This is a genomic window from Achromobacter sp. CF-sbj1-Ac2-l (assembly GCF_052698165.1).
Genome location: NZ_CP199855.1, coordinates 2638592 through 2663223, shown reverse-complemented (window position 1 = coordinate 2663223; position 24632 = coordinate 2638592). Strand labels below are relative to the sequence as shown.

Genomic DNA, 24632 nt, shown 5'->3' with positions numbered 1-24632 from the left:
AGTGGCGTTGTGCGACGTTTAGGAATCCGTTGTATCCGATGCATCATGCATGCGCTGAAGCTGCACTGATCCCGACAACGATTCATGAATGACTTACTAGACCTGATCGTCTTCTCACCCGATGCCCACCAACGCGCACGCCGCTGCGACGCGCTGGCGGGCATGGGCTTCTCGCCGCGCGGATGCGAGGACTCCAACGGCCTATTCCGCCTGTTTCAGGCGCGCCGCACGCCGCTGCTCGTGATGGAAGCCGAGCTGACCGATCTGTGCATGGCCGTCGCCGGCCTGCGCGCCATGGACACCACCGCCGGCATCGTCGCCGTCTCGACCTTCGATTCGCCTGAAAACCGCATCCTCGGCCTGCACTGCGGCGCCGACGCCTGCTTTCCGCCCGACGTGGCCACCGCCGAGATCGCCGCCGCGCTGCAGGCGCTGGTGCGCCGCGTGCCCGTGAGCGGTCGCCGGCCGGCCGACGCCGAGGCGCGCCCGGCCGCCGCCGCCCCCGCCGAGGCCACCGGCAAATGGCAGTTCCAGGATGCCGCCTGGACCCTGGTCAGCCCGCGCGGCACGCGCCTGCCGCTGACCCAGGCCGAACGCGACTTCCTGCTCAAGCTGACCACCAGCCCCGACAAGCGCCTGCCGCGCGGCGACGTGCCGCCCGGCGATCCGCAGGCTGGCCGCGAATCCGTGCGCCGCACGGACGTCGTGGTCAGCCGGCTGCGCCGCAAGGCGCAGGAGACCGACATGGAATTGCCGATTCGTACCGTCTGGGGCTGGGGCTACGCCTTCACTGGCGACATCTAGCCCGCGCCGCCGGCCCGGTGGCGGCGTATCATGCGGCATGGCCCGCCGGATCCCCGGCGCCGGCCTTGCCAACCCACCATTTCCCGCCATGGAAGTCTACGACCGCCTGCAGGCCCTGCTGACCGAGCACCAGGCCCGCTACCGCCTCATCTCCCACCCCGCCGCCGGCCGCTCCGTGGAAGTCGCCGCCGTGCGCGGCACCGCCGTCAGCCAGGGCGCCAAGGCGCTGGTCTGCCGCGTCAAGATCTCATCCAACCAGCGCCGGAACGTGCTGGCGGTGTTCCCCGCCGACCAGCAGGCCGACCTGGACGCCATCGCCCGCGCCGCGGGCGGCAAGAAGGCCTCGCTGGCCTCGCAGGACCTGGCGCGCGAGCTGACCGGCTGCGAGATCGGCGCGATCCCGCCCTTCAGCTTCAACCCCGACCTGCACCTGCTGGTGGATCCCACCCTGCGCCAGCGTCACGATGAAATCGTGTTCAACGCCGGCCGTCTCGACGCGTCCATCCTGATGGCCACCGCCGATTATTTCCGCCTGGCCGCGCCGCAGGAAGCGCCGCTGATCAAGGGCCAGGGTTAACCGGCCCGGGACCGCCGTGCCGCACTCAGCCGCCTCCCGCGAAAACCGCCGCGCGCGCGCCTCCAACATGCGCTGGCTCATGAGCCTGGCGCACATGGAACCGTCGCCGGTCAGCCGCTGGGTGGCGCTGCGCGCCGCGCTGGCCATCGGCCTGCCGACCGCCGCCGGCCTGCTGCTCGACCAGAGCGCGGCGGCCGCGCTGGTGGCGCTGGGCGCGCTGCCCGCCATCACCGGCGACAACGGCGGCCCCTACCGCAACCGCGCGCTATCCATCGGCAGCACCGTGTTCGGCGGCGCGCTGGGTTACTTCCTGGGCACGCTGCTGGCCGGCCACGGCCTGTTCAGCGTCGCCGGCATGACGCTGCTGGTGCTGCTGGCCAGCCTGGTCGGCACCTTCAATAACATCGCCGCCGTCGCCACGCTGCAATTCGCCACCTACGTGATCGTCGGCGCCAGCCTGACGTCGCCGCTGCCGCCCTGGCTGCCGCCGGCGCTGGTGGGCGCGGGCGGGCTGTTCGGCCTGGCGCTGACCCTGCTGGGCTGGGTGGTGAACCCGATCGCGCCGGAACGGGCGGCGGTGGCGCTGGCCTATCGCAAGCTGGCGGCCATGTTCGCCGCCATTGGCACCTCGCGCATCATGACGGCGCGGCGCGACATGGAAGCCGCCATGGCCGGCGCCTACGACACGGTGCTGGCGGCCCGGCGCCGCGCCGCCGGTCCCTCGCCGCGACTGGCCCGGCTGGCCGCGCAATTGCAGGCCTGCACGCCGCTGTCGGATGCGGCGCTGGCGCTGGCGCGGGCCGGCCGGGTGCTGCCGCCCGAGTGCGCGCGGGCCATGAACCGGCTGGCCGACCATGTCGAGAACGCCACGCCGCTGGCGCCGGGCGACGACATCGCGGCCGTGCGCCGGGCCGGCGCGACCGCGCTGGCCGACGCGCTGGAGCAGGCGCGGCCGTTGCTGGAAGGCAGCGGCCCGGCGCGGCCCGACGCTTTCCCGGCCCTGCCGCCGGCCCGCCCGCGCACGCCATGGCGAGTGCTGGCGCGCACCTACCGGCCCGGTCCGACCACGCTGCGCTACCTGGCGCGGCTCGGCCTGTGCCTGGTCGTCGCCGAGGCGGTGGCTCACACCCTGGCCTTGCCGCGCTCATACTGGGTGCCGCTGATCGTGGTGGTGGTGTTCAAGCCCAATTTCGGCTCGGTCTTCGCCCGCGCGCTGCAAAGCTGCGCCGGCAGCGTGGTAGGCGTGGCGATCAGCGCCACGGTGCTGGCGCTGGACCGCAGCGGCGTGGTCAGCCTGCTCACCGTGACCGCCCTGGCGGCCTTGCTGCCGTGGTCGATCCGCCGCAACTACGGCCTGTTCTCGGCGATCCTGCTGCCCATCCTGATGCTGCTGATCGGCGCGCTGCAGCCGGGCAGCTGGCCGATCGCGCTGGCGCGGCTGGAGGACGTCGCGGTGGCCGCCGCCATCGTGCTGGCGGTGGGCTACCTGCCCTGGATGCGGATCGAGCGCCACAACCTGGACCAGGCCGTGGCCACCGCCATGGACACCCTGGCCGCCTACCTGAACACCGTGTTCCAGGCCGATTCGGCGGCCCGCCACGACCTGCGCACCCAGGCCTATGCGCGCCTGTCCGACCTGCGCATCGCCTTGCAGCGCGGCCTGTCGGAACCCCGGCTGGTCAGCCGCCGCGCGCTGGCCTGGTGGCCGGTCGAAGTGGCCCTGGAACGCGTGGCCAACGCGGTCTCCGACAGCGCCTGGTCGCTGCCCGTGGGCCAGCCGCCGCCCGACCCGGCGGCGGTGGCGCGGCTGGCCGAGACGCTGCAGGCCATGGCGCGGGCCGTGATTCAAGGCATGGCGGTCCCCGCCACGCCCGTGACGACCGACACGCCCGCGCTGCGCGAAGCCGCCAGCGCCATCGAAGCCCTGCGCGCGACCCTGGCCGGCCCCGGCTTCGCGGCCGAACCGGGCCGTGTTCGCCCGCCTTCCCCGACCACCCAACCGGACTGAACCATGTGCCTAGCCGTCCTCGCCCTGCATACCGTGCCGGGCATTCCCGTCCTGATCGCCGCCAATCGCGATGAGTTCCACGCGCGGCCGACGCTGCCGGCGGCGCAGTGGGCCGACGCCGCCCACGTGTACGGCGGCCGCGACGCGCTGGCCGGCGGCACCTGGATGGGCGCCACCACTGGCGGGCGCTATGCGCTGGTCACCAATTTCCGCGAGCCCGGCCGCGTGGTCGCCGACGCCCCCTCGCGCGGCGCCCTGGTCGAGGACTTCCTGCGCGGCCGCGCGCCGGCCGCCGACTACATCGCCGCCGCCCATGCCGCCGGCCAGGCCTACAACGGCTTCAACCTGATCGTCGGGGACGCGCAGGGCGCCTGGTACGCCAGCAACCGCGACGGCGCGCCGCGGCCGCTGGCGGCCGGCGTCTATGCCCTGTCGAACCACCTGCTGGATACCCCCTGGCCCAAGCTGGCGCGCACCAAGGCCGCCTTCGAGCGGGTGCTGGCGCATGCTCCCCAGCCCGACCTCCCGGCGTTGTTCGAGGCGCTGGCCGACCGCAGCCCGGCCGACGACGCCGACCTGCCCGCCACGGGCCTGCCGCCGGATCGCGAAAAACTATTGAGCAGCCCCTTCATCGTCAGTCCGAACTATGGCACCCGCAGTTCCACCGTGCTGGCGCTGCGCGACGACGGCACCGGCCAACTGGTCGAAAAGCGCTTTGCGCCCGATGGCGCCGCCAACGGCGAGAGCGTGCTGGCATTCGCCTGGCGCGACCCCGGCGCGAGCGATACGCTTGGATCGTCCACGCCCCGGTAAAACGGGCAGCGCCGGCGAACTCGGCGCGCATATGCCGGTCGAATTTCCTGCGTGATCATCCCTTCAAGGAGAATTGCATGAACAAGCGCATCGAACGTTGCACCCTGGCCGCCGCGATGGCGGTGGGCACCATGGCCCTGGCCGGCTTCCTGACCGCCGCGCAGGCGGCGCTGCCCGCGGTGCAGCACCAGGGCAGCGTGGAATACGTCAGCGGCGGCATCGGCCTGGACGAATCCGAAGCCATGAAGGCCGCCGCCAAGGACTACCCGCTCTCGCTGACCTTCGCCGCGCAGCGCGACGGCAAGGCCGACTATGTGGCCAACGTCGCCGTCGTCATCAAGGACGGCCACGGCAAGCAGGTGCTGCAGGCCGAGTCCCAGGGCCCCTACATGCTGGTCAAGCTGCCCGCCGGCAGCTACAAGGTCTCGGCCACCTTCAACGGCAAGGCGCAGGAACGCGAAGTCAGCGTGCAGAACAGCGGCACGGCGCGCGCCGTGTTCGAATGGAAGTGAACCCCTGATGGCCATGCCGCCTGGCCAGGCGCGCGGGGCGCCCGGTGCCAGGCCGGGACCGCGTGGGCGCGCTAGACGCCCGCAAACAGGATGGCGATGACAAAGCCCACGCTGATCGTCCAGACCAGCGAGCGCAGCGCGCCCCAGCCCGCCAGGTACATCGCCAGGTAGCCCAGGCGCACGCCCAGCCAGCAGGCCATCAACGTGGCCACGTGCGCGGGCGCCGCCTGGTTGTACAGCGCGAACAGCACCGCCGCGTAGAAGAACGGCAGCGCTTCGAACGTGTTGGCCTGCGCCGCGTTGGCGCGCGCGCGCCAGCCTTCCTGCCGCGCCAGCCAGGCGCGCGGATCATTGTTGTCGAACTTCCTGCCGCCCGCCTTGGCGACGATCGTGCAGACGAACGGCAGGATCGCCGCCGCCAACATCAACCATGCGATCAATTTCATTGCAGCTCCTTGCGCGGAACGAGCCTCTTCCCGCCACCGGGCGGGACGCGCCGCTGCGGCATGGTCGCCCGAAAGCGCGGAAATGAAAAGCCGCCGGCGCGAACGGCAAACGCCTATCGGCCGCCCGCAAACGGCGGCCTCAAGATGCGGCGCTTACACTTGCGGCTTTGAGCGCCTCCCGCGCACGCGATGCCGGTGACGCGCCGCCCGTTGTCTCGCAGGAAGAACCATGCCTCTCGCCTCTCCCGGCTCCCTGATGTTCCTGGCCGCCGCCCTGCTGTGGCTGCCTGCCACCCGCCGCTGGGCCCTGCTGCCACTGGCGCTCGCCTATGCCTGGGCCTGGACGCAGGGCGGCATCGAGCCCGTGGCGCTGGCCTGGCCCGCGTTGCTGGCGCTGGCCGCCGTGCTGGCGCGGCCGACCATGGCGGCGCCAGCTCGCGCCACTGGCCATGCGCTGTTCCTGATCCTGGCGGTGCTGCTGTTCCTGCACTGGCTGCCCGGCTACCACAACCCGCTGGTCATCCCGCGCGCCGCGCTGACGCCCGATGCCGTGCCCTTCGCCATGTACCTGAACCTGGACAAGCCGCTGGTGGCGTTCTGGGTGGTGCTGGTCGCCGCGCCCGCCATGGCCGGCGCCAGCGCGCGCGCCACGCTCACGGCGGCGCTGGCCGCGTGCGCCGGCGCGATCGCGGCCTGCCTGGGGCTGGCCCTGGCGCTGGGGGTGGTGGGATGGGCGCCGAAGTGGCCCGACTCGGGCTGGCTATGGCTGATCAACAACGCGCTGCTGGTGACGCTGGCCGAGGAAGCCCTGTTCCGCGGCTACGTGCAGGAACGGCTGACGCGCGCCTGGCGCGGCCGCCCCTGGGGCGCCACGGCCGCGCTGCTGGTCGCCGCGCTGCTGTTCGGGCTGGCGCATTATGCCGGCGGCTGGCAATGGATGCTGCTGGCCGGCCTCGCCGGCGTTGGGTACGGCATGGCCTACCGCCACGGGGGCCTGGCGGCCGCGGTGCTGGCCCACGTGGGCCTGAACGCGGCGCACTACGGTCTGTTCACCTACCCGATGCGCGCCGCGCTGCATTGAAACGCCCATGCCGCTGCCGACCCGTCGTGGCCGGCAACGGCGCGGCGCTTCAGGCCGTCGCCAGGGCCGGATAGTCGGTGTAGCCCGTCGCGCCCGAGGCGTAGAAGGTCGACGAATCCGGCGCGTTCAACGGCGCGTTCAGCGCAAAGCGGCGCACCAGGTCGGGATTGGCGATGAATTGCACGCCGAACGCCACCGCGTCGGCGCGGCCCGCGGCAATCGCCGCCTCGGCCGATTCGCGCGTGAAGCCCTCGTTGGCGATATACACGCCGCCGAACGATTCCTTGAGCTGCGGCCCCAGGCTGTCGGCGCCCTCATGTTCGCGCGCGCACAGGAACGCCAGGCCACGGCGGCGCGCCGCCCGCGCCACGTAGTTGAAGGTCGTGGCCGGATCCGAATCCCCCATCGAGTGGGCATCGCCACGCGGCGACAGGTGCAGGCCGACGCGGCCGCCGCCCCACACGCTGACGCACGCATCCACCACTTCCAGCATCAGGCGCGCGCGTGCTTCGAGCGAACCGCCATAGCCGTCGGTGCGATGGTTGGTGCTGTCCTGCAGGAACTGGTCCAGCAGATAGCCATTGGCGCCGTGGACTTCGACGCCGTCAAAACCGGCTTCCTGCGCCAGTTGCGCGCCGCGGCGATAGGCCTCGACGATGCCCGGGATCTCATCGGTCTCAAGGGCGCGCGGCACCACATAACCGCGCTTGGGACGCACATGGCTGACATGGCCGCCGGCCGCGATCGCGCTCGGGGCCACCGGCAGTTCGCCATTGAGGAACACCGGATCCGAAATGCGGCCCACGTGCCACAGTTGCGCGAAGATACGGCCGCCGGCCTCGTGCACCGCCGACGTCACCTTGCGCCAGCCCTTGACCTGCTCCTGCGACCACAGCCCCGGCGTATCGGCATATCCCACGCCCTGCGGCGTCACCGAGGTGGCCTCGGTCAGGATCAGGCCGGCGGACGCGCGCTGGACGTAGTACTCGACCATCAGGTCGTTCGGCACCCGGCCCTCGCTGGCGCGCTGGCGCGTCAACGGGGCCATGATGATGCGGTTGGGCAGGGTCAGTTCCCCCACTTGCAAGGGTTCGAACAGCAGGCTCATAACAATCCTCGTGCCCGGCGGGCGGGCGTGGGTAGCGGCGGCAGGCTACATGTCTTGATTCAATTGCCGCAGGAACGCGGCAATCACGGGTTCATTGCGACGGAAGAACACCCACTGCCCCACCTTGGTGGCCGAAATCAGCCCCGCGCGCTGCAGCACCGCAAGGTGCGAAGACACGGTGGACTGCGACAGCCCGCAGCGCCCATCGATATGGCCCGCGCATACCCCGTGTTCGAAGGTATGCCCCGGACGCTCCTCGAAGTGCGCCTGCGGCGTCTTCAACCACCCCAGAATCTCGCGGCGCACGGGATTGGCCAACGCCTTGAGAATGGCGTCGACATCGATCTCCGTGGTGGCCTCGGCGGCGGGGGCAGCAGTGGTCGTCATATTGAAATATCGCAATTTATCGAATCTTATATCGAGACATCCCGATATATCGTTATACCCCTGCCGACCGAGGGGCCTTCTTCGGAATCCGAGGGACCATCACTCCCCCTGCACCCGCCCCCGCAACCGCTTCACCTCGCCATGCAGCACCTTGCGCTGCACCCGCCGCCGCTGCGACGCCCGCGTCGGCTTCGTCGCCCGCCGCGGCTTCTCCACCTTCGCCGCCGCCCGCACCATATTCACCAGCCGCTCGATCGCCTCCGCCCGGTTCTTGTCCTGGCTGCGGAACGACTGCGACTTGATGACGATCACCCCCTCCTTCGAAATGCGATGGTCGCTCATCGCGCACAACGCATCCTTGATATCCGCCGGCAACGACGACGCCCGCACATCGAACCGCAGATGCACCGCGCTCGACACCTTGTTGACGTTCTGCCCGCCCGCGCCCTGCGCCCGGATCATCGAGAACTCAATCTCGCGCTCGTCGATATAGAGAGAATCTTGAACATGAAACATAGCGCGAGAGTATATAAGCCTTCGCCAGGCGATAAACCCTCCGCTCCCCCCAGATCCGCCCCCCTCGCGCATCCGCCACGCCTGCGCGCCAGCGAACCCCGCCCAACATCCCACACCGCGTATGCCTGGAGCGGCCGCCCGGGCGGCCACTCCAGGCGGGCCCAGCAAGACTTTCCAGAACCCTGAGGCCTTGCAGCACCACCACCCAAGACGCTCGCAGCCCTGGGCGCGGGCGGGTCGGGAGGCGGGCAACCTCGATGCGCCCGAGGGAATCCGTAGGCAGCCGCCGTCAGGCGGCAACGAGGATGACGCAGGGGCAGTCCGGAGCGAACGCTCCGGACCGCAATCGTGGGCGCCCGCCTCCCGACCCGCCCGCGCCCAGGGCGACCTACGAAGCCCCCGCCAACGTCACGCAACCACCTCAACAAACGAGAAAAAGCCCACGACATCAAGGACATCCCAGCCCCCCGCAACCAAGACCGACTAAAATGACGCCCTTTTGCCCCTCCCTGGCGCGCCACCCAGCGCCACTCCCCCATGACCTACACCGCCAAAGAAATCTTCAAAACCCTGCAAGGCGAAGGCGCCCACGCAGGCCGCGCGGCGGTCTTCTGCCGGTTCGCGGGCTGTAATCTCTGGAGCGGCCGCGAAAGCGACCGCGCCAGCGCCGCCTGCACCTTCTGCGACACCGACTTCATCGGCACCGACGGCGACGGCGGCGGCAAATTCGCCACCCCCGAGCTGCTCGCCGACGCCATCGAAGCCGCCTGGGGCCCCGACACCGCCAACCGCTACATCGTCTTCACCGGCGGCGAGCCCCTGCTGCAACTGGACGAAGCCTTGCTGGCCGTCGTCCACGCCCGCGGCTTCACCGTCGCCATCGAAACCAACGGCACCGTCCAGCCGCCCCCCGGCATCGACTGGATCTGCGTCAGCCCCAAGGGCACCGCCCCCGTCGTCATCGAACGCGGCAACGAACTCAAGCTGGTCTACCCCCAGGCCAACGCCCTGCCCCCGCGCTTCGAGCACCTGGACTTCGACCACTTCTTCCTGCAACCCATGGACGGCCCCGCCCGCCTGGCCAACACCGAACAGGCCGTCCAGTACTGCATGCAGCACCCGCAATGGCGCCTGAGCCTGCAGACCCATAAATACATAGGCATTCCATGATTTCCGTGACCCGCAGGCTTGAATTCGACGCCGGCCACCGCATTCCCGACCACCGCAGCCAGTGCCGCAACCTGCACGGCCATCGCTACGTGCTCGAAATCACGCTGACCGGCGACATCGTCCAGGCCCCCGGCGAATCCGACAACGGCATGCTGATGGACTTCGCCGACATCAAGCGCATCGCCAAGACGCATATCGTCGACGTCTGGGACCACGCCTTCCTGGTGTACGAAGGCGACACCGCCGTGCGCGGCTTCCTCGACTCGATGCCCGACCACAAGACCGTGGTGCTGGACCGCATCCCCACCGCCGAGAACCTGGCCGCCGTCATCTTCGAGATCCTCGCGCCGCACTATCACGGCCACTACGGCGCCGACCTGCGCCTGACCCGCGTGCGCCTGTACGAAACGCCCAACTGCTGGGCCGACTGCAACGGTTGATCGTCCAGGGCGGCCAGCGTGGCCGCCCCGCAAGGCGATGCGACAGCATGGCCTTGCCGCCCCGCCTTTCCATCCACGGAAAACCCACCCCTGATTTTCCCGATTGAAAAAATCAATGGAGATCTTCGCCATTTTCAATTAATAGTAAGCTAATAGATAGGATACAATCGATTTCCATGGACACCCCCACCGACTCCCAACTCATGGCCACCACTGCCAACCTGATGGTGCTGTCGCGCGCCTACCGCGGCGCCGCCGACAAGGCCCTGGCCGACTACGGCCTGTCGCAAGCCACCGCCTGGCCCGTGATCCTGGCCGGCCGGCTGGGCGACGGCGTGCGCCAGGGCGCGCTGGCCGAGGCGCTGGGGGTCGAGGGTCCGTCGCTGGTGCGCGTGCTCGACCAACTGGTCGCCGCCGGCCTGATGGAACGGCGCGAAGACCCGCATGACCGCCGCGCCAAGACCCTGCACCTGACCGACGCCGGCCACGCCCTGCGCAAGCAGGTCGAGGACGTGCTGGTGGAACTGCGCCGGCGCCTGTTCGACGGCGTCAGCGAAGCCGACCTGCAGGCCTGCCTGCGCGTGTTCGACGCACTCAAGGCCGCGCTGGGCCGCAGCGCCGCCGGGGCCCAGGAGGACCCGCGGCCATGAAACTGCCCAACGTCCGCGAGACGATCTTCTCCCTCAAGAGCTACCTGAGCGCCATCATGGCGCTCTATCTTTCGTACAGCATCGGCCTGCCACGCCCGTTCTGGGCCATGACCACCGCCTACATCGTGGCCCAGCCCTGGTCCGGCGCGGTGCGCTCGAAGGCGCTGTACCGCCTCGTCGGCACCTTCTGCGGCTCGGCCATGACCGTCTACATGGTGCCGCGCCTGTCCAATTCGCCCGTCGTCATGACCGCCGCCATGGTGGCCTGGGTCGGCTTCTGCCTGTACCTGTCGGTGCTGGACCGCACGCCGCGCTCGTATCTCTTCATGCTGGCCGGCTACACCGCCGCCATGATCGGCTTTCCCAGCGTCACCGACCCGTCGCAGGTGTTCGACACCGCGCTGGCTCGGGTCGAGGAAATCAGCCTGGGCATCGTCTGCGCCACGCTGGTCCACAGCATCGTGCTGCCGCGCGGCCTGGCGCCCGCCCTGACCTTGCAGTTGGACAAGGCGGTGCGCGACGCCAAGCTCTGGATCCACGACACCCTGAGCGGCAAGACCGCCGAACAGAAAGACCGCGACCGCCGCGAGCTGGCCAACGACATCACCCAGTTGCGCCTGCTGTCGACCCACGTGCCGTTCGACACCGGCAACCTGCGGTGGACCGCCGGCGCGGTGCGCGCCATGCAGGACCAGATCGCCGCGCTCACGCCCGCCGTGTCCGCGGTCGAAGACCGCATGCGCGCCCTGCAGGCCAACGGCCAGACGCTGCCGGAGCCGGTCTCGCAAGTGCTGGCCGCCATCTCCGAATGGATCAACGCCGGCGCCAAGGCCACCCACGAAACCGCCGTGCAGTTGCGCGCCGCCGTCTCGCGCCTGACGCCCGCCATCGACAGCCGCTCCGGCTGGCGCGACGCGCTGCTGGCCAGCCTGATGACGCGGCTGCGCGAGCTGATCGACACCTACGACGAATGCCTGGCGCTGCGCCGCGAGATCCGCGCCGGCCTGGCCGGGGCGCCGCTGCGCGGCACGCGCGCCCCCGCCCGCACCGCGCCCAGCCGCACGCTGCACCGCGACCGCGGCATGGCGCTGCTGTCGGCGGCCGCCGCCGGCGTCGCCATCTCGGTCGTCTGCCTGTTCTGGATCGGCACGGCCTGGAGCAACGGCGCCACCGCCGCCCTGATGGCCGCCATCTTCAGTTGCTTCTTCGCCTCGCAGGACAACCCGGTGCCGGGCATCATGCAGTTCCTGACCTACACGGTGTATTCGATCCCGCTATCGGCGCTGTACCTGCTGGGCATCATGCCGGCCATCCATTCGTTCGAGATGCTGGCGCTGGCGATGCTGCCCACCGCCTTCGTGCTGGGCATCTTCATCGCGCGGCCGGCCTCCACCGGCAAGGCCATGGCGGTGCTGTTCGGCTTCCTGGGCACCATGGCGCTGCAGGACACCCACACCGCTGACCTGGTGTCGTTCATCGACACGCAGGTGGCGCAGTGCATGGGCGTGGCCACCGCCGCCATCATCGCCGCCATCTTCCGCACCGTCAGCGCCGACTGGAGCGCGCGCCGCATCCAGGCCGCCAACTGGAACGAACTGGCCACGCTGGCCAGCTCGCCGCGCGCCCCGGCCCGCCACACTTATGCCGCCCGCATGCTCGACCGCATCGGCCTGCTGCAGCCGCGCCTGGCCATGGCCAAGCGCCCCGACGATCTGGTCGCCGCCGACGCGCTCAAGGACCTGCGCGTGGGCCGCGACATCACAGAACTGCAACGCGCCCGCCGCCACCTGCCCATGGCCGACGCCACCATCGCGCCGGTGCTCGACAGCCTGGCGCGCTTCTTCCGCCAACGCTCGGCCTGGCGCGGCGGCGACAAGGCGCCGGAAATGCTGGCGCAGATCGACCGGGCCCTGGCCAGCGTCAGCGCCACGCCCGGCACCGTCGCCGCGCGCGACCGCGCCGTGGTGGCCCTGGTGGGCCTGCGCCGCGCTTTCTTCCCCGACGCGGCCGATTACCAACCCGCCCATCCCACGCTGGAAACACCATGATCGGCGAATTCAACCTCTATGGCATCTACTTTCCCTGGCTGCTGGTGCTGGGCGTGGTCACCCTGGGCGTGGCCTGGGCCGTGCGCCGCGTGCTGGCGCGCGCCGGGCTGTATCGCCTGGTGTGGCACCCGGCGCTCTTCGACCTGGCGCTGTTCATCGTGCTGCTGTATGGCGTCTCCCTGATTTCCCCTTATTTTCTGCAGAGATAGGTATGAAACTCCCCAATGCCCTGCGCCCCGCCGCCATCGGCAAATTCGCGGTGACCGCCGCCGTGGTCGCGGCCGCCGTCTACGCCGGCTGGCAACTGTGGGTGCACTATGAAGTCGAGCCCTGGACCCGCGATGGCCGCGTCAAGGCCTACGTGGTGCAGGTGGCGCCGGACGTGTCCGGCCTGGTGACCGCCGTGCCGGTGCACGACAACCAGGACGTCAAGGCCGGCGACGTGCTGTTCGAGATCGACCGCGCGCGCTTCCAACTGGCCTACGACCAGGCCCAAGCGTCCGTGCGCTCGCAACAGGTGGCGCGCGAACAGGCGCTGCGCGACGCCAAGCGCAACCGCTCTCTGGGCCAGTTGGTGGCCGCCGAGGCGCTGGAACAGAGCCAGACCAAGCTGCAGCAGACCGAGGCCGCGCTGGCCCAGGCCGAGGTGCAACTGAACACCGCCCGCCTGAACCTGGAACGCAGCCGCGTGCTGGCCGTGACCGATGGCCGCGTCACCAACCTCGACCTGCGCGCCGGCTCGTACGCCAGCGCCGGGCGCGGCGTGATGGCGCTGGTCGACGCCAGCTCGTTCTACGTCGAAGGCTATTTCGAGGAAACCAAGCTGCCCGGCATCCACGAAGGCGACCCCGTCACCGTCACGCTGATGGGCGACAACCGCCAGATCCGCGGCCACGTCGAGAGCATCGCGCTGGGCATTGCCGACCGCGACCGCAGCACCGGCGCCAACCTGCTGCCCAACGTCAACCCGACCTTCAACTGGGTGCGCCTGGCGCAACGCATCCCGGTGCGCGTGAAGATCGACGAAGTCCCCGCCGGCGTGCGCCTGGTGGCCGGCCAGACCGCCACCGTGGCGGTCGGCGCCGCCGCCGCGCCCGCGCAGACGCGGACCGACACGCGCCAACCCTCTTGAGCACGCGCTTTCACCCACTCGTCAACCACTTAGACAACGCCAAGCCGTAACCGCCATGAACACCAGATTCCTCCTGCCGCTGATGCTGTCCGCCGCGCTGGCCGGCTGCGCCGCCGTGGGCCCTGACTACCAGGTGCCCGCCGACGCGGCCGCCGCCCGGCCAGGCGCGCAGGCGCCATTCGCCGAGGCGCGGGAGGGCGTGTTCCAGCGCGACCAGGTGCCCGGCCACTGGTGGCGGCTGTACAACGATCCGGTGCTGGACGGCCTGGTGGAGAAAGCCCTCGCGGCCAACACCGACCTGCGCGTGGCCAGCGCCAACCTCGAACGCGCCCAGGCCGCCGTGCGCGAGACCGAGGCGCAGCAGCAGCCCAGCCTGGGCGTGAACGCCTCGCCCACCTTCGGCCACGTCTCCGGCATCCAGGAACTGGCGCCCGGCATCGATCCGCCCAACCGCTGGTCGTACTCGGCCGGCGCCAGCATGTCGTACCAGGTGGACCTGTTCGGCCAGATCCGGCGCGCCGTGGAAGCGGCCGGCGCCGACGCGCAGGCGGCGCAGGCCGCCTACGACGCCACCCGCGTCACGGTGGCGGCCGAAACCGCCCGCGCCTACGCCAACCTGTGTTCGGCCGGCATGCAACTGGCCTCGGCCGAGCATTCGGTGAAAGTGCAGCAGGAATCGCTGGACGCCGTCAGCCGCCTGCAACGCGCCGGCCGCGGCACCGCGCTGGACGTCACCCGGGCCCGCAGCCAGTTGGAACAACTGCGCGCCAGCCTGCCGCCGTTCCAGGCGCAGCAACGCACCGCGCTGTACCGGCTGGCGGCGCTGACCGGGCAGACCCCGGCCGAGATTCCGACCACGCTGCTGCAATGCGCCGCCGCGCCGCAATTGAGCCAGACGATCCCGGTGGGCGATGGCGCCGCGCTGCTGCGCCGCCGTCCCGACATCCGCCAGGCCGAACGCGCGCTGGCCGCCGCCACCGCGCGCATCGGCGTGGCCACCGCCGACCTGTACCCGAAGATCACGCTGGGCCTGTCCGGCGCCTCGGGCGGCCCGGCCGCCATGTTCGGCGATCGCGGCACCTTCAGTTGGAGCGTCGGTCCGCTGATCTCCTGGACCCTGCCCAACACCGGCGCGGTGCAGGCGCGCATCGCCGAGGCCGAGGCCAACACCAAGGCCGCCGTGGCGCGCTTTGACGCCTCGGTGCTGAATGCGCTGCGCGAAACCGAGAGCGCGCTGGTGGTGTACGCGCGCCAGCTCGATCGTCAGGCGGCGCTGCAAGCGGCGCGCGACCAGGCGGCGCAGGCCGCGTCACAGGCACGCCAGTTGTTCCAGTACGGCAAGACCGACTACCTGACGGTGCTCGACGCCGAACGCACGCTGGCCAGCAATGAAAGCGCGCTGGCCGCCGGCCAGGCCGAACTCAGCAACGACCAGATCGCCGTGTTCCTGGCGCTGGGCGGCGGCTGGGAAAAGTAGGCGCGGCAGGCGATACCCGGGCGGCCAGGTCGCCGCCCGCCTGTTGTTTCCCTCCGGCGCGTGGCGCCGACCTCCCCGAACGGGCCGACGCGCCCGCTTCTCCAGGGCTTCGCGCCCTTCCCCCCCCTCCTTCGCATGGATCGCGCGCGCCCGCGATGCGCGGCCGTACCACGCGCCTTTGCCCCGCGTCGGCGCGCCTGCCTCCCCGATGGATGGCGCCCCTCATTTTCAAATAGCTTCCACAATATGGAGACAGGATTGTTGGCGCCGCCCATAGCCTCTTAGAATCGGTCTCACATCATTATTCCAATTCAAGCAGAGACAGATCGATTTCCTGGCGGCCTCCCGTGGCGCCACCAGGAATCAAAACAAACATCCATAATATGGAAGAACAAAACAACGCCGAACCCGCCCGCGTCATGGACAGCATCACCAAGCTGCGCGCCGAAGACGCCGGGCGCGTGGTGATCGCCGGCTCCCATGGCGGCAGCTACGCCGCCTATTGCGCCGCCCGCGGCCGGGTTCGCGCGGTGGTGCTGAACGACGCCGGCGTCGGCTGGCAACAGGCCGGCATCGCCGGGCTGGACGAACTGCAGCAGTGGGGCGTGGCCGCCGCCACCGCCGACTACCGTAGCTGCCGTATCGGCGACGGCGCCGACATGGCGCGCCACGGCATCATCAGCCACGTCAACGGCCTGGCCCATGCGCTCGGCTGCCGGCCCGGCATGGCCGTGGCGCAGGCCGCGCGGCGGCTGGCCGATGCCGACATGGCGCCGACCTGGCCGGCGCCGCGCCACGAGGCCCGCGCCGTCCTGGCCACGGCTGCCGACGGCACGCCGCGCGTGATCGGCGCCGACTCGGTCTCGCTGCTGGAGCCGGCCGACGACGGCCTGATCGCCGTCACCGCCTCGCACGGCGAACGGCTGGCGGGCCTGGCCACCGACGGCGTGCGCCCTCGCCCCTGGCTGGTGACTTTCAACGACGCCGGCATCGGCAAGGACAGCGCCGGCATCGGCCGCCTGCCCCTGTTGCAGCAGCGCGGCATCGCCGCGCTGACCGTGTCGGCCCACAGCGCCCGCATCGGCGACGCGCGCTCCTGCTACGAGGACGGCGTGGTCTCGTGCGCCAACGCCCGCGCCCGCGAACTCGGCTGCCGCATCGGCGCCCCCCTGAAATCCTTTATTGACGCCCTGCTGGCCGGGCGCGCAACCCACCTGGAGCATTCCCCGCATGTCGGAAACCCTTGAAATCACCGGCGGCGAAGCCATCGCCCGCATGTTCGCCGCGCATGACGTCGGCCTGATGTTCGGCATGGGCGGCTTCCAGCTACTGCCGTTCTACGACGCCGTGCGGCGCCTGAAGCTGAACCACAACCTGATCAACGACGAACGCTGCGCGGTGTTCGCCGCCGACGCCTACACCAAGGTCAGCGGCCGTCCCGCCGTGTGCGACGCCACGCTCGGCCCCGGCGCCACCAACCTGGTCACCGGTCTGGCCGAGGCCTACAACGCCGGCACCGCCATGGTGGCGCTGGTGGGCGACTCGCACCGCATGCATTCGTGGAAGAACATGACGCAGGAGGCGCGCCAACTGGAAGTGCTGCGCCCGGTGGTCAAGGACGTGCTGCGGGTCGAGAAGATCGAGCGCATTCCCGAACTGGTGCGGCGCGCCTTCGCGGTCGCCACCAGCGGCCGGCCCGGCCCGGTGGTGCTGGACGTGCCCGAGGACATCGCGCATGAAGTCCACGCCTTCGACGCCGCCGCCTTCCACGCCAGCGAGACCTACCGCCGCGCGCCCGCGCTGCGCTGCCGCCCGGATGCCGACGCCCTGGCGCAGGCCGCCGCCATGCTGGCCGGCGCCGACCGCCCGCTGATGCTGTGCGGCGGCGGCGTGCACATCAGCGAGGCCGCCGAGGCGGTGCAGGATTTCGCGCGGCGCTACAACATTCCGGTCGCCCACACCATGAGCGGCAAGGGCGCCATCGCCTGCGACGATCCGCTGAACGCGGGCCTGTTCGGCCGCTACAGCCGCATCGCCAACGACCTGATCGCCAAGGCCGACTGCCTGTTCGTGGTGGGCTGCAAGCTGGGCGAAGTGGCCACGCGCCGCTATGACCTGCTGGCCACCGGCGCGCCCATCATCCACCTGGACATCGTGGCCGAGGAATTCGACCGCACCACCACGCCGGCGCTGCGGCTGTGGGGCGACGCCCGCGCCACGCTGGCTGAACTGGACCAGGCCCTGGCCGCCCAGCCCGACAACGGCGGCGCCCGCCGGGAAGGCTACGCCGCCGAAGTCGGCCAGGCGATGCACACCTGGCGCGAATCGGTGCGCGCCAAGCTGACCTCGGCCGACCGGCCCATCGGCATGGCGCGCCTGATGCACGAGATCAACGCCAGCCTGCCCGAAGACGGCGTGCTGGTGGCCGACGGCGGCTTCGCCGCGCACTGGGGCGGCCTGCTGTTCGACACCAAGCGCGCCGGGCGCGGCTTCGTGCCGGACCGGGGCTTCGCGTCGATCGGCTACGGCATCCCCGGCGCCATCGGCGCGGCCGCCGCCGCGCCCGGACGGCAGGTGGTGAGCCTGACCGGCGACGGCGGCTGCAACATGTCGCTGGGCGAGCTGGAAACCGCCGTGCGCATGGGCCTGGCCTTCACCCTGGTGGTGGTCAACAATGCCGCCTCGGGCTATATCAAGGCCTTGCAACACCTGATGTACGGCAGCGGCAGCTACCAGTCGTCCGACCTGGCCGAGACCAACTACGCCAACGTGGCGCGGGCGCTGGGCTGCAACGGCATCCGGGTGGAGGACCCGGCCGAGATTCCCGCCGCGCTGGCCGCCGCCTACGCCTGCAAGGACCGCCCCACCGTGCTGGACGTGGTGGTGACGCGCGACCCCGCGCACATGCTGCCCGGCGTGGACAGCCGCGCCGCCAAGATCAAGCCGGGCGACCGCATCGCCTGAGCCTGAATAACAACACAGACATCCCAAGCGAGGAGACAACCCATGAAGATCCGTACCTGGCTGACCGTGGCGGCCGCCGCCCTGGCCACCGTGCTAGCGCCGTCCGCCGGCGCCCAGAGCAACTATCCCGACCGTCCGATCCGCCTGATCGTGCCCTTCCCGCCCGGCGGCACCTCGGACGTGGTCGGCCGCATCTTCGCCGAGGCGCTGGGCAAGCAGATCGGCCAGCCCGTGGTGGTGGAAAACCGCGGCGGCGCCGGCGGCACGGTCGGCTCGCGCGCGGTGGCCAGCGCGCCGGCCGACGGCTACACGCTACTGCTGGGCACCTCCAGCACCAACGGCACCAACTCGGCGGTCTACAAGAACCTGCCGTACGACGCGGTCAAGGACTTCACCCCGGTCACGCAGATCATCCGCGTGCCGGGCGTGATCGTGGTCAACAAGGACTTCCCGGCCAAGGACTACGCCTCGTTCGTGGCGCTGATCAAGGGCGCGCCGGGCAAGTATTCGTATGCCTCGTCGGGCAACGGCGGCGCCACCCACATGGCGATGGAATACTACAAGTCGCTGTCGGGGCTGGACATGATGCACGTGCCGTATCGCGGCACCGGCCCGGCGCTCAACGACGTCATCGCCGGCCAGGTGCCGATCCTGTGGGACACGGCGGCCTCGTCGATGGCGCACATCCAGTCCGGCAGCCTGCGCGCCATCGTGGTGGCCGCGCGCAAGCGCCTGCCGCAACTGCCCGACGTGCCCACCTTCGCCGAGGTCGGTCTGCCGACGTATGACGCCGAAATGTGGAACGGCCTGCTGGCCCCGGCCGGGCTGCCCGCGCCGATCCTGGCCAAGCTGGGCGAGGCCTCGCGCCGCGCGCTGGCCGACCCCGAGGTGCAGGCCAAGTACGCCGGCGTGGGCGCCTACGTGGTGGCGGACAAGCCGGAGGCCTTCGCCGCGATGATCAAGGAAGACGTGGCCAAGTGGAAGAAGGTGGCCGAGTTCGCGCACATCTCGGTGGACTGACATGGGCCAGCGCATGCAAGGCAAGACCGCGCTGGTGTTCGGCGCGGGTTCTTCCGGCCCGGGCTGGAGCAACGGCCGCGCCGCCGCCGCGCTCTACGCCCGCGAAGGCGCCCACGTGTTCGCGGTCGACCTGCGCGCCGATTCGGCCGAGGAAACCCGCCGCATCATCGCCGAGGAAGGCGGCCGCTGCACCGCGCTGGCGGCCGACGTGACCGACAGCGCGCAGATCCTGGCGGCGGTGCGGGCCATGCTGGCCGAGGCTGGCAGCATCGACGTGCTGCACAACAACGTCGGCATCACCGAGATGGGCGACCCGATCGAAGCCAGCGAGGAGAGCTGGCACCGCGTCATGGACACCAACCTGACCGGCGTGTTCCTGACCTGCAAGCACGTGCTGCCGGTGATGCTGGCCCAGGGCGGCGGCAGCATCGTCAACATCTCGTCGCTGGCCTCGATCCAGGTCAACACCTACCCGTACACCTCGTACTACGCCGCCAAGGCCGGCTTGAACCATCTGACCCGCGCCCTGGCGGTGCGCTATGCGCCCGACAACATCCGCGTCAACGCGGTGCTGCCGGGCGTGATGGACACGCCGCTGATCTACACCCAGATCGCGGGCCAGTTCGAGGACGTGGAGGAAATGCGCCGGCGCCGCCACGCCGCCAGCCCGATGGGCCGCATGGGCGACGCCTGGGACGTGGCGCACGCGGCGCTGTTCCTGGCCAGCGATGAAGCGAAGTACATCACCGGCGTGTGCCTGCCGGTGGACGGCGGCAAGTCCTGCGCGGGGCGATAGCCGGCGGCGCGGGCCGGCCTGTGCCGCGCTTCAGGCCGGGCGCGGCGCCAGTTCGGCGCCCAGTTCCGTGGCGGCGCGTTGCAGCGCCGCCACCACTTCCTGCAGCCGCGCCCCCGACAGCCGCGAGCGGATCGCGGCCACGCTGAGCGCGGCCACCACGTGCTGCTCGCGGTCATACACCGGCACGCCCACCCCCAGCATGTCCGGGATGATGCGCCCCGGGTTCAGCGCATAGCCATTCTTGCGGGCCGCGGCGATGTCCTCGCGCAGCATCGCGGTGGACGGCAGGTCGGGCGCGGCCGAGGCGTCGTAGCGCGCCAGCACCCGCTCGATGTCGTCGTTGGGCAGGAACGCCAGCAGCGCCAGGCTGCCCGCCCCCACGCCCAGCGGCCGGCGGTGGCCGACCTCCAGCGTCAGGATCTTGATGGGAAAATCGCCCGTCTTGCGGTCGACGCAGACCGCCTCGTGGCCCGACCGCACCGACAGGAAGCTGGTGTCGCCGGTCGATTGCGCCAGCCGCAGCACCGCCGATTCGGCGATCGCCTTGATGCCGTGGCGGCTTTCCGCCGCCAGGCCCAGGATGTACGACTCGCGGCCCAGGCTGTAGGTCTTGAGCTTGGGATTGAGCGCCAGGAAGCCCTCTTGCAGCAGGGCCGACAGCATGCGGTGCGCGGTGGGCGGCGTCAGGCCCAGGTCGCGCGCCACGTCGGTCAGGCCGACCCCGCGCGCGGGCGCGGCGCCCACGTACTTGAGGATGCGCAGCACCCGGAAGATGCTTTGCGCGCCGCCGACCGGATCGGCGTCGCGCGCGGTGGCGGAGGATTTGGCGGGGCTCACCGGCGCGCCTTCAATGCACCGTGGTGCCGTCGGGCGGCGACTGGTTCAGGCCCAGCGCCGCTTCCCAACTGCGCAGCGGCACGCAGGTCTGCAGCCGCTCGATGGCGCGCTGGATCAGCGCCGGATGCAGCTCGTGGCCGACCTGCGAGGCCACGTCGATGGTGGCGTCGCCGTGCAGCTCGTCCAGCCGCGCCTGCGCCGCCTGGATGTGCGCCACCGGCATGACGGCGTCGGCCGCGCCGTGCAAGAGATGCAGCGTGGTGTACTGCGGCGCGGCCTTGGGCAATTGCGCATAGCGGCCAGAAAAGGCGATCACGCGGCCGGCCATGCCGTCATGCGCCTGCACCAGCTCCAGCGCCATGATGGCGCCCTGCGAGAAACCCGCCAGCGCGGTGTCGGACTGCAACAGGCCGAAGCGGGCCTGGGCCCGCTGCACGTAGGCCTCCAGCGGCGGCAGGGCCCGGGCCACGCGTTCGGGGCGGTTTTCCTCGGTGACGCCGCGCACCGAGAACCATTGCCGGCCGGCGCCGCCGCCATCGAAGGGCTCGAAGCCCTCGGGGATCAGGATCGCCGCCGCGGGGAACGCGGCGCGCACGGCCTGGGCCAGCGGCAGCAGGTTGTCGGGCGCGCCGCCGACGCCGTGCAGCAGGATGAAAAGCTGCCGCACCTCGGTGCCGGGCTCGGGCAGGAATTCGATTTCGTGGGGGGACGCGGGGGAAGAAGTGGCCATGCTACGGCTCCGGACAGGCACTGGATGGCCCCATTGTAAAATGCCCGTCATACGCAATCCTAGGCAAAGCGCCCCCCGGGCCGGCTCGTGCCCCCGGTGTCCACAAGGCGCCCAGGGGCGTGCGCGGTCGGCGCGGGGCTTTGCATCAACCTGTGCATTCCATGAAAACACCGACGACAGACTCGGGAACCCCGCCGGCCGGCAAGAACCAGTTGCACCGCGTGCTCAAGGCGCGCCACCTGACCATGATCGCCCTGGGCGGCGCCATCGGCACCGGCCTGTTCATCGCCTCGGGCGCGGCCATCGCCCAGGCTGGCCCGGGCGGCGCGCTCACGGTGTACCTGCTGATCGGCCTGATGGTCTATTTCATCATGACCAGCCTGGGCGAACTGGCCACCTTCATGCCCGTGTCGGGCTCCTTCTGCACCTATGCCTCGCGCTACGTGGACGGCGGCTTCGGCTTCGCGCTGGGCTGGAACTTCTGGCTCAGCTGGGCCACGGTGGTGGCGGTGGACGTGGTGGCCGCCCAACTGGTGATGGCGTACTGGTTCCCCGATACCCCCGGCTGGATCTGGAGCGTCGCCTTCCTGGCGCTGACCTTCGGCCTGAACGCCTTCTCGGCGCGCAGCTTCGGCGAGGCCGAGTACTGGTTCGCCATCATCAAGGTGGTGGCGGTGCTGTGCTTCATCGTGCTGGGCCTGGCCATGCTGGTGGGCATCATCCACAGCGACGCGCCGGTCGGCGTGCGCAACTGGACCGTGGGCGAGGCGCCCTTCGTCGGCAACGCCGCCACCTGGGTCGGGGTGGCCATGGTGGTGGCCTATTCGTTCCAGGGCACCGAACTGGTCGGCGTGGCCGCCGGCGAATCCGAGAACCCGCGCCGCAACGTGCCGCGCGCCATCAACCACGTGTTCTGGCGCATCCTGCTGTTCTACGTGCTGGCGATCCTGATCATCGGCCTGCTGATCCCCTATACCGACCCGCAACTGCTGCGCAACGAGGTCGAGGACATCGCCGTCAGCCCGTTCACGCTGGTGTTCCAGCACGCCGGGCTGCTGTCGGCGGCCACCGTGATGAACGCGGTGATCCTGACCTCGGTGCTGTCGGCCGGCAATTCGGGCATGTATGCCGCCACGCGGATGCTGTTCAACATGGCGGTCGAGGGCCAGGCCCCGGCCGTGTTCAAGCGCCTGACCGGCAACGGCGTGCCGCTGTACGCGCTGCTGGCCACCACCGCGCTGGCCTGCCTGTGCATGTTCAGCGTGGTCTACAGCCCCAAGGCGGTCTATATCTGGCTGCTGAATTTCGCCGGCATGACCGAGTTCATCGTCTGGCTCAGCATCGCCGTCAGCCACTACCGCTTCCGCCAGGGCTACGTGAAGCACGGCTACGACACCGCCAACCTGCCCTACAAGGCCGGACTGTTTCCGTTCGGGCCGCTGTTCGCCTTCGTGCTGTGCCTGCTGGTCACGCTGGGCCAGAACTACCAGGCCTTCCTGGACGAGCGCATCGACTGGATCGGCGTGGTCTCGACCTACCTGGCGATCCCGCTGTTCCTGGCGTTCTGGATCGGCCACCGGCTGGTGAAGAAGTCGCGCTGGATCAGCTACGAAGACATGCAGTTCTACGGCTTCGAGGCCGACCGCGCGGCGGGCGTGCCGCAGGACGAACCGGTAGCCGCCGGCCAGGCCGCGCGGACCTGAGCCGCGTGCGGGCCCGGAGGCATCCGGGGCCACGCGCCCGGCCGCCGTCCGGCCCGCGCCGCCCCTATTCGAAGCTGTCGCGCGGACGCTGCGCGATGACGCCGTACCAGCCCAGGCCGGCATAGGTTTCATAGCCCGGCGTCAGCGCGAACCCCACCAGGCCGCGATCGGCGTTTTCGTAGTAGCCGCGCGGCCGCTCGTCGTGGCGCAGCACGTACCGCTCTTTCAGCGATACCGCGCCATCCGAGGCGGCGATGACGCGCTGGCGGCTGTCGACCAGCAGGCAGCGGGTGCGTCCCCATTCCTCTTCCGACAGGCCCACCGACTTGACGATACTGTCGGCCTGCTGGCTCCAGTCGAAGAACACCCCCAGCACGCCCAGCGGTTCGCCCTGCTTGTCGGCGTCGCGCCGGATCGCGGTGGCGTAGGTGGCGACGTGGGCGCCCTCCAGCAGGCGCTCGCTGTCGATGTCCATGGCCACGTACTCGCCGCCGTCGGCCGTGGCCATCCCGCGCCGGAACCACTCGGCCTGGCTGACGTTGGCGCCGCGCGCCTGCGGATAGCGGTCGGGACGGCCGTTGGCCACCACCCGCCCCTGCGCATCGGCCACCCACAGGTCCAGGTAGACCGTATAGCTGTCCAGGATCACGCCCAGCCGGCCGCTGGCGTGGCGGGCGCTGTCGGCGCCGGGTTCCTGCAAGGCCCGCACCACCGACGAATCCGTCGCCCACCAGCGCACGTCGCAGGAACGCTCGTACAGGTTGCGGTCCATGGTCTCGATCATGTTCAGCGCCAGGTCGCCCAGGCGGCGGCCCTCGTAGCCGCGGATCTCGTGCAGGGTGTTTTCGCCGATGCGGATCAGGTCGGCGATGGACCCGGCCAACTCTTCCTTGAGCGCGTCGGCGATGCCGGTGATCTGCTCGGACACGTACTGCACCTGGTTGGCCACCACCGCGAAACCGCGTCCCGCCTCGCCCGAGCGCGCGGCCTCGATGCGCGCGTTCAGCGACAGGTACTTGGCCTGCTGGTTGATGTCGACGATGCTCTCGATCTTCTCGTTCGAAATGCGCTCGACGCGGCGCGACAGTTCGACGATGCGTTCCGGTTGATGGGCCATGTTCAGCACTCCTTTTGTTGGACGTTGTTGCGTGAGGAGACGGTGACATGGGGACAGAAGCAGGAAGCGTGCCAAGCCCTGCACGGGTTAACGACCGGCGCCTTCCAGGGGCGTGGCGGGGATGGCGACGGCGCATCGCGCCTCGAAGCGGGCCTTGCGGCGCGCACCAATACGGTGCAAGCGACAGATACATCCGGTGCCTTCCGGGTCGGGTAAAATACTGTATATTCATACAGCAATAAGCGATTCCGGCCAGGCGCCTCTCCGCCCGGCCGTGCCGCCACCCACCGAATCTT

The 24632-nt window shown here is 70.4% G+C and carries 25 protein-coding genes; 18 read left to right on the top strand and 7 right to left on the bottom strand.

The features are described 5' to 3' along the window. The first annotated feature begins 84 nt into the window (after positions 1 to 84). The 5 genes from ACUDCK_RS12215 (at position 85) to ACUDCK_RS12195 (ending at position 4714) form a co-directional block, all read left to right on the top strand. On the top strand, positions 85 to 804 hold the full coding sequence (locus ACUDCK_RS12215) for a response regulator transcription factor (protein WP_054502730.1): 720 nt from the start codon (positions 85 to 87) through the stop codon (positions 802 to 804). A gap of 88 nt (positions 805 to 892) precedes the next feature. Further along, entirely contained in the window at positions 893 to 1381 is a 489-nt protein-coding gene (locus ACUDCK_RS12210) for a YbaK/prolyl-tRNA synthetase associated domain-containing protein (protein ID WP_054502731.1), read from the top strand. A gap of 16 nt (positions 1382 to 1397) precedes the next feature. Continuing rightward, on the top strand, positions 1398 to 3389 hold the full coding sequence (locus tag ACUDCK_RS12205; protein WP_445659311.1) for an FUSC family protein: 1992 nt from the start codon (positions 1398 to 1400) through the stop codon (positions 3387 to 3389). 3 nt (positions 3390 to 3392) lie between these two features. Beyond that, positions 3393 to 4202, top strand: coding sequence for an NRDE family protein (locus ACUDCK_RS12200; RefSeq protein WP_175167397.1), 810 nt, complete (start codon positions 3393 to 3395; stop codon positions 4200 to 4202). A gap of 77 nt (positions 4203 to 4279) precedes the next feature. Further along, on the top strand, positions 4280 to 4714 hold the full coding sequence (locus tag ACUDCK_RS12195) for a carboxypeptidase-like regulatory domain-containing protein (RefSeq protein ID WP_064523924.1): 435 nt from the start codon (positions 4280 to 4282) through the stop codon (positions 4712 to 4714). 71 nt (positions 4715 to 4785) lie between these two features. Here ACUDCK_RS12195 and ACUDCK_RS12190 read toward each other — a convergent pair whose 3' ends face one another. Further along, positions 4786 to 5160 (bottom strand): MAPEG family protein, encoded by a 375-nt coding sequence (locus ACUDCK_RS12190; protein ID WP_054502733.1) that lies wholly within the window; start codon positions 5158 to 5160, stop codon positions 4786 to 4788. Positions 5161 to 5389: 229 nt separating this feature from the next. Here ACUDCK_RS12190 and ACUDCK_RS12185 point away from each other — a divergent pair, with 229 nt between their 5' ends. Continuing rightward, the gene (locus ACUDCK_RS12185; protein ID WP_175167398.1) at positions 5390 to 6241 is read left to right on the top strand and encodes a CPBP family intramembrane glutamic endopeptidase; all 852 of its coding nucleotides are present in this window, start codon (positions 5390 to 5392) and stop codon (positions 6239 to 6241) included. A gap of 49 nt (positions 6242 to 6290) precedes the next feature. On the opposite strand, the gene ACUDCK_RS12180 is transcribed toward ACUDCK_RS12185, so the two are convergent. The 3 genes from ACUDCK_RS12180 to arfB all read right to left on the bottom strand — a co-directional run bounded on the left by ACUDCK_RS12180 (position 6291) and on the right by arfB (position 8252). Next, positions 6291 to 7349 carry an alkene reductase gene (locus ACUDCK_RS12180; RefSeq protein WP_054502735.1) on the bottom strand — a complete coding sequence of 353 codons (1059 nt, stop codon included), beginning with the start codon at positions 7347 to 7349 and terminating at the stop codon, positions 6291 to 6293. Between the two features lie 45 nt (positions 7350 to 7394). Next, positions 7395 to 7736 (bottom strand): ArsR/SmtB family transcription factor, encoded by a 342-nt coding sequence (locus tag ACUDCK_RS12175; RefSeq protein ID WP_054502736.1) that lies wholly within the window; start codon positions 7734 to 7736, stop codon positions 7395 to 7397. A gap of 99 nt (positions 7737 to 7835) precedes the next feature. Beyond that, on the bottom strand, positions 7836 to 8252 hold the full coding sequence (arfB, locus tag ACUDCK_RS12170) for an alternative ribosome rescue aminoacyl-tRNA hydrolase ArfB (RefSeq protein ID WP_049073397.1): 417 nt from the start codon (positions 8250 to 8252) through the stop codon (positions 7836 to 7838). A gap of 537 nt (positions 8253 to 8789) precedes the next feature. Here arfB and queE point away from each other — a divergent pair. The 11 genes from queE (at position 8790) to ACUDCK_RS12115 (ending at position 19949) form a co-directional block, all read left to right on the top strand. Further along, positions 8790 to 9422, top strand: coding sequence for a 7-carboxy-7-deazaguanine synthase (queE, locus tag ACUDCK_RS12165; protein ID WP_049073396.1), 633 nt, complete (start codon positions 8790 to 8792; stop codon positions 9420 to 9422). Then, the gene (gene queD, locus ACUDCK_RS12160) at positions 9419 to 9862 is read left to right on the top strand and encodes a 6-carboxytetrahydropterin synthase QueD (protein ID WP_054502738.1); all 444 of its coding nucleotides are present in this window, start codon (positions 9419 to 9421) and stop codon (positions 9860 to 9862) included. The genes queE and queD overlap by 4 nt, the downstream gene beginning before the upstream one ends. 176 nt (positions 9863 to 10038) lie before the next feature. Further along, complete coding sequence (locus ACUDCK_RS12155; protein ID WP_006387237.1) at positions 10039 to 10512, top strand: MarR family winged helix-turn-helix transcriptional regulator; 474 nt, start codon at positions 10039 to 10041, stop codon at positions 10510 to 10512. After that, complete coding sequence (locus ACUDCK_RS12150; RefSeq protein WP_175167399.1) at positions 10509 to 12560, top strand: FUSC family protein; 2052 nt, start codon at positions 10509 to 10511, stop codon at positions 12558 to 12560. The genes ACUDCK_RS12155 and ACUDCK_RS12150 overlap by 4 nt, the downstream gene beginning before the upstream one ends. Next, positions 12557 to 12769 (top strand): DUF1656 domain-containing protein, encoded by a 213-nt coding sequence (locus ACUDCK_RS12145; protein ID WP_020927916.1) that lies wholly within the window; start codon positions 12557 to 12559, stop codon positions 12767 to 12769. The genes ACUDCK_RS12150 and ACUDCK_RS12145 overlap by 4 nt, the downstream gene beginning before the upstream one ends. Before the next feature lie 2 nt (positions 12770 to 12771). After that, on the top strand, positions 12772 to 13692 hold the full coding sequence (locus ACUDCK_RS12140) for an efflux RND transporter periplasmic adaptor subunit (RefSeq protein ID WP_175167400.1): 921 nt from the start codon (positions 12772 to 12774) through the stop codon (positions 13690 to 13692). Between the two features lie 55 nt (positions 13693 to 13747). Then, positions 13748 to 15169, top strand: a complete 1422-nt coding sequence (locus ACUDCK_RS12135) for an efflux transporter outer membrane subunit (protein WP_054502741.1) — start codon at positions 13748 to 13750, stop codon at positions 15167 to 15169. A 383-nt stretch (positions 15170 to 15552) separates the two neighbouring features. Next, positions 15553 to 16416, top strand: a complete 864-nt coding sequence (locus ACUDCK_RS12130; RefSeq protein ID WP_175167401.1) for a hypothetical protein — start codon at positions 15553 to 15555, stop codon at positions 16414 to 16416. Beyond that, complete coding sequence (locus ACUDCK_RS12125) at positions 16400 to 18133, top strand: thiamine pyrophosphate-binding protein (RefSeq protein ID WP_175167402.1); 1734 nt, start codon at positions 16400 to 16402, stop codon at positions 18131 to 18133. The genes ACUDCK_RS12130 and ACUDCK_RS12125 overlap by 17 nt, the downstream gene beginning before the upstream one ends. Positions 18134 to 18175: 42 nt before the next feature. Next, the gene (locus ACUDCK_RS12120; protein ID WP_047990922.1) at positions 18176 to 19153 is read left to right on the top strand and encodes a Bug family tripartite tricarboxylate transporter substrate binding protein; all 978 of its coding nucleotides are present in this window, start codon (positions 18176 to 18178) and stop codon (positions 19151 to 19153) included. A gap of 1 nt (position 19154) precedes the next feature. Then, positions 19155 to 19949: an SDR family NAD(P)-dependent oxidoreductase gene (locus ACUDCK_RS12115; RefSeq protein WP_175167403.1), complete on the top strand. Its 795-nt coding sequence runs from the start codon at positions 19155 to 19157 to the stop codon at positions 19947 to 19949. A gap of 30 nt (positions 19950 to 19979) precedes the next feature. Here the strand turns inward: ACUDCK_RS12115 and ACUDCK_RS12110 are convergent, their stop codons facing one another. Beyond that, positions 19980 to 20786: an IclR family transcriptional regulator gene (locus ACUDCK_RS12110; RefSeq protein ID WP_175167404.1), complete on the bottom strand. Its 807-nt coding sequence runs from the start codon at positions 20784 to 20786 to the stop codon at positions 19980 to 19982. A gap of 10 nt (positions 20787 to 20796) precedes the next feature. After that, positions 20797 to 21516 carry an esterase gene (gene ypfH, locus ACUDCK_RS12105; RefSeq protein ID WP_054502746.1) on the bottom strand — a complete coding sequence of 240 codons (720 nt, stop codon included), beginning with the start codon at positions 21514 to 21516 and terminating at the stop codon, positions 20797 to 20799. Between the two features lie 161 nt (positions 21517 to 21677). Between ypfH and ACUDCK_RS12100 the strand changes: the two genes are divergently transcribed. Beyond that, positions 21678 to 23219 (top strand): amino acid permease, encoded by a 1542-nt coding sequence (locus ACUDCK_RS12100; RefSeq protein WP_244976894.1) that lies wholly within the window; start codon positions 21678 to 21680, stop codon positions 23217 to 23219. Positions 23220 to 23283: 64 nt separating this feature from the next. Here the strand turns inward: ACUDCK_RS12100 and ACUDCK_RS12095 are convergent, their stop codons facing one another. Continuing rightward, positions 23284 to 24336 carry a methyl-accepting chemotaxis protein gene (locus ACUDCK_RS12095; RefSeq protein ID WP_175167405.1) on the bottom strand — a complete coding sequence of 351 codons (1053 nt, stop codon included), beginning with the start codon at positions 24334 to 24336 and terminating at the stop codon, positions 23284 to 23286. Positions 24337 to 24632: the final 296 nt, after the last annotated feature.